A 13,351-nucleotide genomic window follows, 5' to 3' on the forward strand; every position below is an offset into this window, starting at 1 on the left:
AAAAATACAGCCACAGCTTGAAGTCTAAAGTCTTATCTTTTGATAATCATTTAAATATTCCTATAATAGGATAAATTGTAAATATTTAAGGAACAAAAAAGATAAGGCTCAGAATGAACCCTATCTTTAACAAACTTTTATTTTAATTAGATTATTTATCGTTTTTCTAAATACCCAAATAATCTCCATCAATATATCATTGTCCATTTTAATTTCTTTAATATCCCAATAATTTTCATTTTTTCTGTGATAAGTAAATTCCCCATTAGGATACTTCATTAATGTCAAGGTTCCCTTTGGATTAATTGTATCAAGAGTTAGATAATACTTTTTTCCGTCCCAATTGGTGTAGGTTTCAAAGCCGTTGATAAATTCCGGTATTTCCTTTTTTCTTCGAATCAAAAATAATCACTCCTTAAATTAGTAGATTTTTAATATTCATTCTTCACGGAATTCTTAAATTCCTGCAATTTTATTTTCTTTCATGGTCTTAGGTGAGTATCCTCTGGTTAGACAATAATATAGATACTCTTGCAAAGTTTCATTTAAATACAAAAAACCACTCCTTCCGATTTATCTTTCAACGGAAAAAGTGGTTTTATAAGTTAATTAGAAGATTAGCAATTATTGAATAAATTTTGAGGAAGGATTAAGTCAATAAGCTTTTTACCTTTCCTCCTTCATCTATTAATAGCCATTACCATCTGTTAGCCCTTACATATCAAGGGTTTTACTTACCGCCTTGTTTATTCATGGCGTTCATCATTTGGTTAATCTTCTTCTGAGAAGGCTTCATACCCATTTGCATCATCATCATTTTTAACATTTGTTCATTGATTGGTGGATTTTTCTTTAAATAGCTCATCATATATTTACGAGCAATGAAAAATCCTAGTGCTACACCAGCTGCTAAGCATAGTATACCTACTAGAATGTACATTCCCATTAAACTTCCTCCTTCATGTTGTCTACCATACAGTGTACTAAATAAAATGGGAATACACAATATCTACTCAGCTTTAAATTAGACAAATTTACGTTCTTTTATTGGCTTTAACCACCCAAACCGCTGATGTTCGAAATCTATGGCTAAAAAAGAAGATTCGCACTTTCTCAATACTTCAAAAAATGCCGTTTCTGCTTCGTAGCTTCCGCTTGCGTCTACTGTAATTAATTCTTGATAAACTTCCAGCTTTGCTGTACTTAGCTTTCCGCTTAATTCTATTGAGTAGGAACCATGCTCAGCACGATAGCCTTTAATTTTTCCCAGTTGCTTTTGAATAAGCTGATGGATTTTTAAAACTTCCAGGGTTTTTGTTATATAGTTAATTTGTTTTTTCGTTATAAATTTAAGCTCGCCGTTTGCTTTTTCATGTTCCTGAAAAAGTCGAAAAAACATGCGCTCTCTTCCGAAGTAATGGGCGGCAAATTCATCTTCTATTAAATATAGCTGATATTTTCTCACACCGTTCTCTCCTTCGTTGAAACCCTTTTTCCTATTATAAAAAAACATATTCAAAACATTTGTCTTTCGGCGGCAAAAACTTTCACTATTTTTGTCGATAGTACGGTAACTATTAAAAAGTATTTATCCTTGTCAATACTTAATAGCTATTTAAAGCAAAAAAACCAATTAAATTATAACGATAAAAAAAGTATAAACTTGTGAAAGTTTATACCTTCCTATTAGCCAAAAAAAGAGAACGACTCATTAGCCGTTCCCCCGTTTAACTTTATTTATATTATAAAAGAGCTTTTACGCGATCAACAACGTTAGCAACGCTAAAGCCGTATTCTTCCATAATCTTCTCACCTGGTGCAGAGGCTCCGAATTTGTCTATGGCCAATACGTCACCTTCATCGCCGGTATATTTATGCCAGCCAAAGGAAGAACCTACTTCAATACCAAGGCGTTTCTTCACATTTTTAGGAAGAACAGAATCTTTATACTCTTTTGCTTGTGCCTCGAAGCGATCCCATGAAGGCATACTGACAACAGAAACTTCAATGCCTTCGCTTGCCAGTGCTTTTTGTGCTTCAACCGCAAGACCTACTTCTGAACCAGTGGCAAGGATTAATGCATCAGGAGTTTCTTTTTCAGCAGCAGAAATGACATAGGCTCCTTTTGAAACCCCTTCGTAAGCATTTGTATCAGTTCCTTTAATTGTCGGTAAATCTTGACGAGTCAACACGAGAGCTGTTGGCTTGTTTTTTGACTCTACAGCAAGCTTCCAAGCAGCTGCTGTTTCATTTCCATCTGCCGGACGGATAATAGATAGATTCGGCATTGCTCTTAATGCAGCAAGCTGTTCGATTGGTTCATGTGTTGGTCCATCTTCACCAACTGCAATACTATCATGGGTAAATACATAGGTTACAGGTAATCCCATTAATGCTGCAAGACGGATTGCCGGGCGTAAATAATCAGAGAAAACAAAGAATGTTCCTCCAAAAACCTGTACTCCACCGTGAAGTGCCATACCATTCAAAGCAGCACCCATCGCAAATTCACGGACACCAAACCAAAAGTTACGACCTTCGTATGCACCTGGCATATAGTCTTCTGAGCCTTTGATCATGGTTTTATTCGAACCTGCAAGGTCCGCAGATCCACCAATAAAGGTTGGTAAATTCTTCGCAATTGCATTTAGTACTTCTCCTGAAGATGCACGGCTTGCAAGACTCTTTCCTTCACTGTAAACAGGAATATCTTTGTCCCATCCCTTTGGCAATTCTTTATTCAATGCCTGTTCAAGCTGAGTGGCTAATTCAGGATACTCTTTTTTATACTGTGCAAACAGGTCGTTCCATTCTTTTTCCTTTTTCTCGCCATTTTCTACAATAAGTTTTTGGAAGTTTTCATAAACTTCTTGCGGTACATAGAAATCTTCTTCAAATGTCCATTTATACGCTTCTTTAGTAAGTTTTAACTCTTTTGCTCCAAGCGGAGAGCCATGAACACCGGATGTACCGGCACGATTTGGTGAACCGTAACCAATGATTGTACGAACTTCAATCATGGTCGGTCTGTTTAAATCATTTCGAGCTTCTTCAAGTGCTTTTGCAATTTCCTCAAGGTTATTCCCATCCTCAACACGAAGATATTGCCAACCATATGCTGTAAAACGATCTTTAACACTTTCAGAAAAAGATTTATTTAAATCACCATCAAGAGAAATATCATTTGAATCGTATAATACAACTAAACGTCCTAATTTCAAGTGTCCTGCAAGAGAAGCAGCTTCAGCAGAAACACCTTCCATTAAATCGCCATCACCACAAATACTATATGTATAATGGTTCACAAGTTCAAATTTATCTTTATTATAAACTGATGCCACATGGCGTTCTGCCATTGCCATACCAACGGCCATTGCGATTCCTTGACCAAGAGGACCTGTTGTCGCTTCAACACCTTCAGTATGTCCATACTCTGGATGTCCCGGTGTTTTACTTCCCCATTGACGGAATTGCTTTAAATCTTCCATTGTTACATTGTAGCCGGATAAATGAAGCATGCTGTATAGCAACGCAGAACCATGCCCTGCAGATAAGACAAAACGGTCACGGTTAAACCAATGGGGATTTTTTGGATTTTGATTCATAAAACGAGTCCATAACGTATACGTCATTGGTGCTGCACCCATCGGCATACCCGGATGCCCGGAATTTGCTTTTTCGATTGCATCAATGGAAAGCGTTCTAATGGAGGTTACGCATAAATCATCAACAGTATTAAACATTAGTTACATCCTTTCTTGTTTCACTAGGATAATAAGTACATCCTTAATATTATAGTGCTCTGGATTTTTATTCAAGAAATTGGACTAAAATATGTAACAAAATTCAGTTTGTTTTATATTTTTACATAGAAACGACCTCTTTATGTAAAAAAGGAATACAAAAATTGTATTCCTTTGCAATTAATGAAGAGTATTTTTTTTCCTTGCTTTTATTTTTTCCGGTGTTACATCATTTCCTTCAGGGTCAATAATCTTTGTATGTGTTAATGTATCCAGCATAGCAGAACGGAATGTTGTTAAATACTCACTTCTTAATTTTGTTTGTTCTTTCGCCTCAGATTCTGATAATCCAGATGCTTTTGCTTTTTTTGCCAGCTCATTGATACGAGCCATTTTTTCTTTTGAGAGCATTCAAGGATCTTCCCTTCGGTAAAATATCAGTTCATGACATCTGATTTTACTAAATAAAAGGCCTTCTGACAAGGTAAAAGGCCTACACTTCTTGTGAATCAATATAATCCTGGTATCTTCTATGTACAGTTGCTTTCGATATGCTATAGCCAAAACCTCTTAAAATAGCTGCAATTTCAGAAAAGGTCAACTTATTTTTTCTTAAACGGACAATCTCTTCAATTGGGACTTCAATTTTTTCTCGACCGGAACTCTCACCAAGATTTTTTAAATTTTTCTCAGGCTTATATCCTTGATTAACCGCCCGTTTCATTCCGCGCTTAATTTTTATATTATGGAGTTTGCGCTGATATTCTTCGACCATACCTACAATTTGTAAAACCATTGAATCAGATTCAGATAACTGCAATTCACCATTATGTGAAATACTATAAAGCTTTATTCCCTCTTTTAATATGACGTGCAAAAGAGCAATCTTTGCATTTCCTCTTCCGAGCCTGGTTTCATCCTGAATTAAAACAGTTTGTATGTGCCGATTTTTTATTTCCTCTAATAATTGAAGTATTCCATCCCGTTCGAGATCATACCCGCTAGCTTGCTCCTTTATAATCGAAGTGACTTCGAATTGATATTGTTTTGCCAGCTGGGTCAGTTCTTCCTCTTGACGATTTAAAGAAGTTTCCTGAGTTTCTTTCGTTGTACTGACCCGGCAGTATATAATTGCCTTCATAAAAAATCAATCTCACTTTCTATTCCCCAGCGGCACTGGCAAACTCCGTAGCAGTTGATGCTTTTTTTGGCACTGGGATGACTATTTCTTCACCTGGAAAAATATGATCATCTTCTATTTTATTATGACTTTTAACCCAATTAACGAATTCTTCGTTTGATAGAGAATGCTGCCCGGAAAATTGATCAGAAATTTTCCAGAGCGAATCTCCTTCCGAAACGGTAAGCTTTACAAACTTATCTTGGTCATCGGATTTAAAATGGCAGGATATCATCATTGCAACTGAACAGCTTAAAACGAAAAGTATAATAGCATAAGAGTATTGGTTCCACAATTTTCTCATAATTAACACCTCGTAAAGGAATATATGTTCGCTTTTGTTGAATTAATTATAATACGAACATCCGTTTGATGTCAATAAAAATTCGAACTTATGTTTGTATAAAATTGGAGAACATGTTATAATTAAGACAACATTAACCAGAGCGAGGTGTAACTTTTCATGGCAAAAATATCAAAACGGCAACAGGATATTCTTGATTTTATAAAAGGAGAAGTAAAGAGTAAGGGATATCCTCCTTCTGTACGTGAAATTGGCGAAGCTGTTGGACTGGCATCCAGTTCAACTGTTCATGGACATTTAGCACGATTGGAAAGCAAGGGGCTTATTAGACGCGACCCTACCAAACCAAGAGCAATCGAAATACTGGAAGTCGATGAAAGTGCACACATCCCAAGAAACCATGTTGTAAATGTTCCTGTGGTGGGTAAAGTTACTGCCGGTCTTCCTATAACGGCAATTGAAAACGTTGAAGAATATTTTCCTCTTCCTGAAAGGCTGGCACCTGCAGATGAGCAGGTATTTATGCTGGAAATCATGGGTGAAAGTATGATAGAAGCAGGAATTCTTGACGGAGATTACGTGATTGTCAAACAGCAGCCAACGGCAAATAACGGTGATATTGTTGTTGCAATGACGGAAGAAGATGAAGCCACCTGTAAGCGATTCTTTAAAGAAAAAGATTATATTCGTTTGCAGCCGGAAAATTCTACAATGGAACCGATTATTTTGAGGAATGTTTCTATTTTAGGCAAAGTTATTGGTGTATATAGACATATTCATTAAAAGAAAACGAGCCGGCACAAAAGTGTGCCGGCTCATTTTCTTTGGACAATTTTTTACGATCGCTGACTTTGGCCCTTATTGTTTGGATCGAGGATAAAAATACAATTTTTCGTTGATAATTCATTTTTAAATTATAGGGGCATATTAAAAGCATAAATGTTAGCGGTTTGGGGAAGGTTATTGTTCAATATCGAGGATTCAGTCCTTACAACTTGAACCCTCGATGACATCAAGTAAGAATAACTAATGAATTAAATTATTGTAATTGATTTTGTTGGCCCATTTGTCCCATCCCCATTTGCTGATTAGATTGTTGCTGTCCTTGCTGTAAACTACTAAGTGTACTTTGCAGATGCGTTAATTGCTGTCTAACGTCACTAAATTCTTGGGCAATTTCAACATCAACCTTTTTTTCACTTCATCTTCAATTTTTTTCTTAGTGTTATTATCCATAATTACCTCCAATTTTAATTAATAGACCTCTTAAGGCCCAGATGCTCTATTGGAGATTTTCTATCCTTAAAATTTTTTATCAATAATTTTTTTTAAATTGAATAAAGTTGTAATTAGGGAAAACAGAAAGTATCCTCCTAAACACTGGCGATACTCTCACCTAAGTCGGAGAAATAAGGGCACCCGCTATCATTGACCTCATCCTTCATTTTGCGGGGATCATCTTTAACTAATTAAAAAAAAATCCGGATTGCCCATATACAAAAAAAGCCTTGAAGCATAGAGCCTCAAGACTTTTTTTATTAATACATGCTCAAATATTGTTCGCGTTCCCAAGGGTGAACGACTGTACGGAACATATCCCACTCGATTTCTTTCGCTTCTACGAAGTGTTCGAAGATGTGCTCTCCAAGACCCGAAACGATTACTTCATTAGATTTTAATTGATCTAAGGCTTGAGCGAGTGTAGCCGGAAGATCAATAATGCCTTCTTCTAATCTTTCATCCTTGCTCATCACATAGATGTTACGGTCAACTGGTGCCGGTGGAGTTAATTGGTTTTTAATGCCGTCTAAACCAGCTTTTAAAAGCACAGCCATTGCAAGGTACGGATTTGCTGAAGGGTCAACGCTACGCACTTCTACACGTGTGCTTAATCCGCGTGATGCCGGAATACGAATTAGTGGTGAACGGTTTCTTGCAGACCATGCTACGTAGCAAGGCGCTTCATAGCCAGGGACTAAACGCTTATAAGAATTCACAGTTGGGTTTGTTACCGCTGTAAAGCTTGGAGCGTGCTTTAGAATACCAGCAATGAATTGACGGGCTGTATCGCTTAACTCAAGATCGCTAGTTGGCTCGTAGAATGCATTTTTACCATTTTTGAATAAAGAAAGGTTACAGTGCATTCCGGATCCATTTACACCAAATAGTGGTTTTGGCATAAAGGTTGCATGTAAGCCATGCTTACGGGCAATCGTTTTTACAACAAGCTTGAATGTTTGAATTTGGTCACAAGCTGTTAAGGCATCTGCATATTTGAAGTCGATTTCGTGTTGGCCGGGAGCTACTTCATGGTGAGAAGCCTCAATTTCAAAGCCCATTTCTTCTAGCTCAAGAACGATATCACGACGGCAGTTTTCACCTAAATCTGTTGGTGCTAAGTCAAAATAACCGCCTTGGTCGTTTAATTCTAATGTTGGTTCACCTTTTTGATCTAATTTAAATAAGAAGAATTCAGGCTCAGGTCCTAGGTTAAAGTTTGTAAAACCAAGGTCTTCCATTTCTTTCAATACTCTTCTTAAGTTATTACGCGGATCACCTTCGAAAGGTTTTCCTTCCGGAGTGTAAATATCACAAATTAAGCGAGCTACTTTTCCTTTTTCAGCTGTCCAAGGGAAAACAACCCATGTACTAAGATCCGGATATAGTAACATATCTGACTCTTCGATTCTAACAAAACCTTCGATAGAAGAACCGTCAAACATCATTTTGTTATCTAGAGCTTTTTCTAATTGGCTGATAGGAATTTCAACATTTTTGATTGTTCCTAAAATGTCAGTGAATTGTAAACGGATAAATTTAACATTTTCTTCTTTTGCTAATCGTTGGATATCTTCCCTAGTGTATTTAGCCATTTTACTTCCTCCTACTTTAGAAAAAATTATTTTTAATGGAAAAATCGTGACATATCTCCTTGCCGCAATGTCGAACGATTTAATCTTCCAGAATGCATTAATTCATTACGTAGTAGATTTCTTAACTGGTCATCCGTTAACTCACGTTTCGCTTTTTCCGTCTGCTGCTCAAAAACATGTGTTTGTTGCTCTTTTACCAAGAATAGCTGTTTTACCCCAGCCATATTGATTCCTTGATCAATTAAGTCCTTGATTTCTAACAGTCTATCAATATCGTTCAAACTAAATAATCGCCTGTTTCCATCGGTTCTTGCCGGAGAAATCAATTGGTGTTCTTCATAATAGCGTATTTGCCTTGCGGTTAACTCAGTTAGCTGCATGACAGTTCCAATGGGAAACAGTGGCATAGAGCGGCGAATTTCCTGTCCACTCACCGATTTCTCCTCCTTTAGGTTCATTCATATTGCTATTATATTAGCTGTCAGAAAAGTTGTCAATTGAATGGAAGATTTTCTGACATGTTTTTTAGCAATAACGATTACTCATAGTATTTTTACCTAATTTAATTCAATTAATCCTTTTTCGACTAAACTGTCTAAGGCGATACATATAGCCATTTTTACATGCGCATACGTTAAACCGCCTTGAACATAGGCAACATAAGGTGGTCTAATAGGACCATCCGCAGTTAGTTCAATACTTGCACCTTGAATAAACGTCCCCGCTGCCATTATCACATCGTCTTCATAACCGGGCATATAGCTGGGATACGGTGTCACATACGAATTAATTGGGGATGCAAATTGTATTGCCTGGCAGAAAGCAATCATTTTATCACGGTCACCGAACTGAACGGCTTGAATTAAGTCCGTACGCTCCGCATCCCACTTAGGAAGTGAGTTCATTCGCAGTTTTTCAAGCATTGCAGCTGTAAAAACGGCACCTTTCAACGCCTGACCCACCACATGCGGTGCGAGAAAGAAGCCCTGGTACATTTCTTGAAGGCTATAAAGCGAAGCACCTGCTTCAGCACCGATACCCGGTGATGTCATCCGATAGGAGCAGGCCTCTACCCATTGTTTCTTACCGACAATATATCCGCCCGTTTTCGCAATGCCTCCGCCCGGATTTTTAATCAGTGATCCTGCCATTAAATCCGCTCCAACATGACAAGGCTCCAGTTCCTCCACAAATTCCCCGTAACAGTTATCAACAAATACAACGACATCTTTTTTGATTTCTTTCACATAGGAGATCATTTGCTTAATTTCAGCAATCGTAAAGGATGGTCTGGTTGCATAGCCTTTCGAACGCTGGATTCCAATCATTTTCGTGTTCGGCTTCATTTTCTTTGAAACAGTATCCCAATCAATTGTACCTTCATTCGATAGTGAGACACTATCATACGAAATGCCGAATTCTTTTAAAGAACCGACACCATTTCCCCGAATCCCGACGATTTCTTCAAGTGTATCATATGGCTTTCCCGTAATATATAGGAGTTCATCTCCCGGACGAAGGACTCCAAATAAAGCAATTGAAATCGCATGTGTCCCTGAAATGATTTGAGGGCGGACGAGTCCAGCTTCACCGCCAAAAACATCGGCATAAATTAATTCGAGCGTATCCCTTCCGTTATCATCATATCCATAGCCCGTGCTAGGAATAAAATGTGAGTCACTTACCCTTTTGTTTTGAAAACTTCGCAATACCCTGAATTGATTGGTTTCTACTCTTTCATCGATTTTTTTATGTACTTCAGTAATTTGCTTTTCTACTTCTTTAACGATTGGCTGAAGTTTTCCCCCATTTTTTAACTGTTGAAACATGATGCGCTCCATTCTAGACGTTAAATTTATTTAATTGTCCTGTTATTTGATGATCTTGAAGAGAGTATCCCCTACATAGATAGAGCTGATTTTCTTCATCAAAGGACAGCTCCCTTAAAACTGTACCATTTTTTAATTGTGAAAGCAGTTTTCCTTCTGTTGATGGAACCCGTACTTGGTAAGGAACCATCATTTCAATAGCAACATCCTCAATTTTTTTCTTTAATGCTTGACGGTCTACTTTGTCAAAAGCACTAATAAACATTGTAGGCGTATTAGCAGTCGGAACAAAGTCGGGATGCTGAAGATCTCTTTTATTATAAACCGTTAACTGCGGAATTTCCTTAATATCAAGATCCTCGAGCAGCTTATTGACCGTCTTTTCATGTTGGAAATAATCCGGGTTCGACATATCCACAACATGGAGAAGCAGGTCTGCTTCCTTTACTTCTTCCAGTGTCGAGCGGAAGGCTGCAATAAGGGTTGTAGGTAGGTCTTGAATAAAGCCTACTGTATCGGTAAGCAACGCAAGAAAACCACTTGGCAAAATTAATTTTCGTGTCATTGGGTCAAGTGTTGCGAACAATTGATTTTCTTCATACGAATCCGCTTCGGATAGCCGATTAAACAGCGTGGACTTTCCTGCATTTGTGTAGCCCACGATTGCCACCTGGAATGTTTTATTCTTCTTTCTCCGTTCCCTGTATCGGTCCCGATGCTGAACAATCACAGAAAGTTGACCCTTAATATCATCAATTCTTCGGCGAATATGGCGTCGGTCGGATTCCAATTTTGTTTCCCCCGGTCCTCTTGTACCAATCCCCGCCCCCAGGCGGGATAATGCTATACCTTGACCGGCAAGACGCGGCAATAAATATTGAAGCTGGGCTAGTTCAACCTGCAGCTTACCTTCCTTTGAACGGGCCCTTTGTGCGAATATATCTAATATAAGTTGAGTTCTGTCAATAATTCTAGCATTTATTTCAGAAGCAAGATTTCGCTTTTGGCTTGGGGAAAGCTCATCATTAAATATGACTATTTCTGCTTCCAGCTCTTCTACCAGCGCATTTAACTCTTCAACTTTACCTTTCCCTATGTAGGTAGCAGGGTGGCGTCGGTCTCGTTTTTGAATAACAGAGGCCAGTACTTCACCCTGTGCAGTTTCCGTTAACGAAACAAGCTCCTCCATCGAATAGTGAAAACGCAAATCATCTTCACCTGTTGTTTGACAGCCGACAAGGATTGCTTTTTCTGTTGTTTCTTTTTGTTCCAAAAGGTATCCTTCCTTCCTTTTTCCTCTTATTCCATCATATCAAAAAAAGATTCTATACTCTAATTTTCCCACTATTTTTTACTTTTAAAAAAATAAGTTGAAATTTTGCACTTCCATGGTAAAATCATATTGTTTGCCAGAAAAATAAATACCTTTACACGGTGTAAACCAAGATAAAGATTGAGGGGAAATCAGTTACATGACATGGGAAGTACTAAGTATGATCGGGACGATCGCTTTTGCCGTAAGTGGTGCAATTGTTGCGATGGAAGAGGAATATGATATTTTAGGCGTGTATATTTTAGGAATTGTTACTGCCTTCGGCGGAGGAGCGATTCGAAACCTTTTGATCGGCGTCCCCGTTTCAGCCCTTTGGGATCAGGGTTTATTTTTTCAAATAGCTTTGTTATCGATTACAGCTGTATTCATATTTCCAACAAATCTTTTAAAGCATTGGCAAAAATGGGGTAACCTATTTGATGCCATCGGTCTTTCTGCTTTTGCGATACAGGGTGCGATTTACGCCTCGAACATGAATCACCCAATAAGCGCTGTCATTGTTGCAGCAGTTTTAACGGGAATCGGCGGCGGTATAATTCGTGATTTATTAGCAGGCAGAAAACCAATTGTATTACGATCAGAAATTTATGCCGTTTGGGCGATTCTAGCGGGACTTATGATCGGCCTTAAAATCACAACAAATTCTTGGGAAATGTATATTTTGTTTGGTATTGTTACTATTTTACGCGTCCTTTCATACACTTTTGATTGGAAATTACCAATAAGGCGTTTGAATGAGAATTAAGAAAAGCGAAAGCGCCCGTTTAGCGGCGTATGGACTGGAGCGCTTCGACTGAGATAAAGGAAACACGGAGAGCGGGGAGCGATCCGATGTTGACTTATCGTAGGGAGAAGAGCGAAGTACACTAGCCGCTGGGCGCTGGAGCTGGACAGTTATCGAAGTTCAACGATATAAATTATATTATTATTAAAAAATCGACGGATGTATAGCATCCGTCGATTTTTTATTTTCCGCTAAACTTCATCTTCCTCAAACACCAAATCATTGCTTCGAAGTGTCATTAATTCATGCCGGTCATAGCTATTTAGCATAAGTAAGCGCATCGCCTGTGAACGGATAGATTTTTCAATAATATTTCGGACATATCTCCCGTTTGAAAAGGTCGTAGGACTTAACACTGCTTTGACCCAAATCAAATGCTCCCTTAACTTTTTTTCAGCTTCATGACTGAAGGAGTATTCCCTCTCAACCAACATCCTGCTTGCGATTTCCATTAATTGATCAATATTGTAATCAGGAAAATCAATCACTAATGGAAATCTGGAATGCAGTCCGGGGTTCAATGTCAGAAAAAAGTCCATTTCTCGGGAATACCCCGCAAGTATAAGAATAAACTCGTGCTGCTTATCCTCCATATGCTTCACAAGGGTATCAATTGCTTCTTTGCCAAAATCCTTTTCTCCGCCACGGCCTAATGAGTATGCTTCATCAATGAACAAAATCCCACCCTGCGCCTTTTTTATTAAGTCCCTTGTTTTTTGAGCCGTATGACCAATATATTCACCTACGAGGTCCGCCCGTTCCGCTTCAATTAAGTGGCCCTTGGTTAATACATTCATTTTTTGAAAAAGCTTTCCGATTAATCGTGCCACTGTTGTTTTTCCAGTTCCGGGATTGCCTTTAAACATCATATGCAGAGCTTGTTTCCTTGCCTTCAGACCGACTTCTTCCCGTTTTTTATTAACATAAATCCATGCATAAATTTCTTTTATCATTCGTTTCATTTCTTCCATGCCAACCAATGCCCCTAGATCCGTTTCGATTTCCTTTAACGCCGAATGTTCCGGGGGAATATCCTTTGGAACAACTTGAAACTCAGGCAACTCTTTTGTGAGGGTTTTTCTTTTTTGCGAGTTGAGGACGATGCTTATTTGGCCGTTACTTTTCATTCGAATTGGTTGATCCAAAGCTTTCACCTCTCATTTCTGCAAACAGGTTCCGTTAAGTAGCTATTTATGTTTCAAATCCCTGAATTATTTCCATTATCTCTATTTACGGAAAACTCTTTTTCCGACAAAAATTGACGAATCGCCTATGTTTCATCTGTCAATACAACACCAATCGACA

The 13,351-nt window shown here is 38.2% G+C and carries 14 protein-coding genes; 2 read left to right on the forward strand and 12 right to left on the reverse strand.

The window, feature by feature from the left end; translation table 11 throughout:
• Positions 1-126: 126 nt before the first annotated feature.
• The 7 genes from AC3ANV_RS19385 to yneA all read right to left on the reverse strand — a co-directional run bounded on the left by AC3ANV_RS19385 (position 127) and on the right by yneA (position 5,227).
• Positions 127-402, reverse strand: a complete 276-nt coding sequence (locus tag AC3ANV_RS19385; RefSeq protein WP_488310316.1) for a hypothetical protein — start codon at positions 400-402, stop codon at positions 127-129.
• 328 nt (positions 403-730) lie between these two features.
• Positions 731-946, reverse strand: a complete 216-nt coding sequence (locus tag AC3ANV_RS19390; RefSeq protein ID WP_488310317.1) for a YneF family protein — start codon at positions 944-946, stop codon at positions 731-733.
• 78 nt (positions 947-1,024) lie between these two features.
• A complete protein-coding gene (sirA, locus tag AC3ANV_RS19395) occupies positions 1,025-1,465 on the reverse strand; it encodes a sporulation inhibitor of replication protein SirA (protein WP_488310318.1) in 441 nt (146 codons plus the stop codon).
• 277 nt (positions 1,466-1,742) lie between these two features.
• Positions 1,743-3,743, reverse strand: a complete 2,001-nt coding sequence (tkt, locus tag AC3ANV_RS19400) for a transketolase (protein ID WP_488310319.1) — start codon at positions 3,741-3,743, stop codon at positions 1,743-1,745.
• Positions 3,744-3,923: 180 nt separating this feature from the next.
• A complete protein-coding gene (locus tag AC3ANV_RS19405) occupies positions 3,924-4,154 on the reverse strand; it encodes a DUF896 domain-containing protein (protein ID WP_488310320.1) in 231 nt (76 codons plus the stop codon).
• A gap of 82 nt (positions 4,155-4,236) precedes the next feature.
• A complete protein-coding gene (locus tag AC3ANV_RS19410) occupies positions 4,237-4,884 on the reverse strand; it encodes a YneB family resolvase-like protein (RefSeq protein ID WP_488310321.1) in 648 nt (215 codons plus the stop codon).
• Between the two features lie 19 nt (positions 4,885-4,903).
• Positions 4,904-5,227, reverse strand: coding sequence for a cell division suppressor protein YneA (gene yneA / locus AC3ANV_RS19415; RefSeq protein WP_488310322.1), 324 nt, complete (start codon positions 5,225-5,227; stop codon positions 4,904-4,906).
• A 159-nt stretch (positions 5,228-5,386) separates the two neighbouring features.
• Here yneA and lexA point away from each other — a divergent pair, with 159 nt between their 5' ends.
• Positions 5,387-6,010 (forward strand): transcriptional repressor LexA, encoded by a 624-nt coding sequence (gene lexA / locus AC3ANV_RS19420; protein WP_488310323.1) that lies wholly within the window; start codon positions 5,387-5,389, stop codon positions 6,008-6,010.
• Positions 6,011-6,765: 755 nt separating this feature from the next.
• On the opposite strand, the gene glnA is transcribed toward lexA, so the two are convergent.
• From glnA to hflX, 4 genes are all read right to left on the reverse strand, one after another.
• Positions 6,766-8,100 (reverse strand): type I glutamate--ammonia ligase, encoded by a 1,335-nt coding sequence (gene glnA / locus AC3ANV_RS19425; RefSeq protein WP_488310324.1) that lies wholly within the window; start codon positions 8,098-8,100, stop codon positions 6,766-6,768.
• Between the two features lie 32 nt (positions 8,101-8,132).
• A complete protein-coding gene (locus AC3ANV_RS19430) occupies positions 8,133-8,507 on the reverse strand; it encodes a MerR family transcriptional regulator (protein WP_488314276.1) in 375 nt (124 codons plus the stop codon).
• A 150-nt stretch (positions 8,508-8,657) separates the two neighbouring features.
• Positions 8,658-9,929, reverse strand: coding sequence for a methionine gamma-lyase family protein (locus AC3ANV_RS19435; protein WP_488310325.1), 1,272 nt, complete (start codon positions 9,927-9,929; stop codon positions 8,658-8,660).
• A gap of 13 nt (positions 9,930-9,942) precedes the next feature.
• Positions 9,943-11,202, reverse strand: coding sequence for a GTPase HflX (hflX, locus tag AC3ANV_RS19440; protein WP_488310326.1), 1,260 nt, complete (start codon positions 11,200-11,202; stop codon positions 9,943-9,945).
• A gap of 199 nt (positions 11,203-11,401) precedes the next feature.
• Between hflX and AC3ANV_RS19445 the strand changes: the two genes are divergently transcribed.
• Entirely contained in the window at positions 11,402-12,007 is a 606-nt protein-coding gene (locus tag AC3ANV_RS19445) for a trimeric intracellular cation channel family protein (RefSeq protein WP_488310327.1), read from the forward strand.
• A gap of 230 nt (positions 12,008-12,237) precedes the next feature.
• Here AC3ANV_RS19445 and spoVK read toward each other — a convergent pair whose 3' ends face one another.
• On the reverse strand, positions 12,238-13,191 hold the full coding sequence (gene spoVK / locus AC3ANV_RS19450; RefSeq protein ID WP_488310328.1) for a stage V sporulation protein K: 954 nt from the start codon (positions 13,189-13,191) through the stop codon (positions 12,238-12,240).
• Positions 13,192-13,351 lie beyond the last annotated feature (160 nt).

This window comes from Neobacillus sp. DFD-2R (genome assembly GCF_057747865.1).

Coding starts and splice junctions, on each gene's coding strand:
- AC3ANV_RS19390 (WP_488310317.1), bottom strand. CDS start 946: ATGGGAATGTACATTCTAGTAGGTATACTATGCTTAGCAGCTGGTGTA.
- tkt (WP_488310319.1), bottom strand. CDS start 3,743: ATGTTTAATACTGTTGATGATTTATGCGTAACCTCCATTAGAACGCTT.
- AC3ANV_RS19405 (WP_488310320.1), bottom strand. CDS start 4,154: ATGCTCTCAAAAGAAAAAATGGCTCGTATCAATGAGCTGGCAAAAAAA.
- AC3ANV_RS19410 (WP_488310321.1), bottom strand. CDS start 4,884: ATGAAGGCAATTATATACTGCCGGGTCAGTACAACGAAAGAAACTCAG.
- yneA (WP_488310322.1), bottom strand. CDS start 5,227: ATGAGAAAATTGTGGAACCAATACTCTTATGCTATTATACTTTTCGTT.
- lexA (WP_488310323.1), top strand. CDS start 5,387: ATGGCAAAAATATCAAAACGGCAACAGGATATTCTTGATTTTATAAAA.
- glnA (WP_488310324.1), bottom strand. CDS start 8,100: ATGGCTAAATACACTAGGGAAGATATCCAACGATTAGCAAAAGAAGAA.
- AC3ANV_RS19430 (WP_488314276.1), bottom strand. CDS start 8,507: ATGCCACTGTTTCCCATTGGAACTGTCATGCAGCTAACTGAGTTAACC.
- AC3ANV_RS19435 (WP_488310325.1), bottom strand. CDS start 9,929: ATGTTTCAACAGTTAAAAAATGGGGGAAAACTTCAGCCAATCGTTAAA.
- AC3ANV_RS19445 (WP_488310327.1), top strand. CDS start 11,402: ATGACATGGGAAGTACTAAGTATGATCGGGACGATCGCTTTTGCCGTA.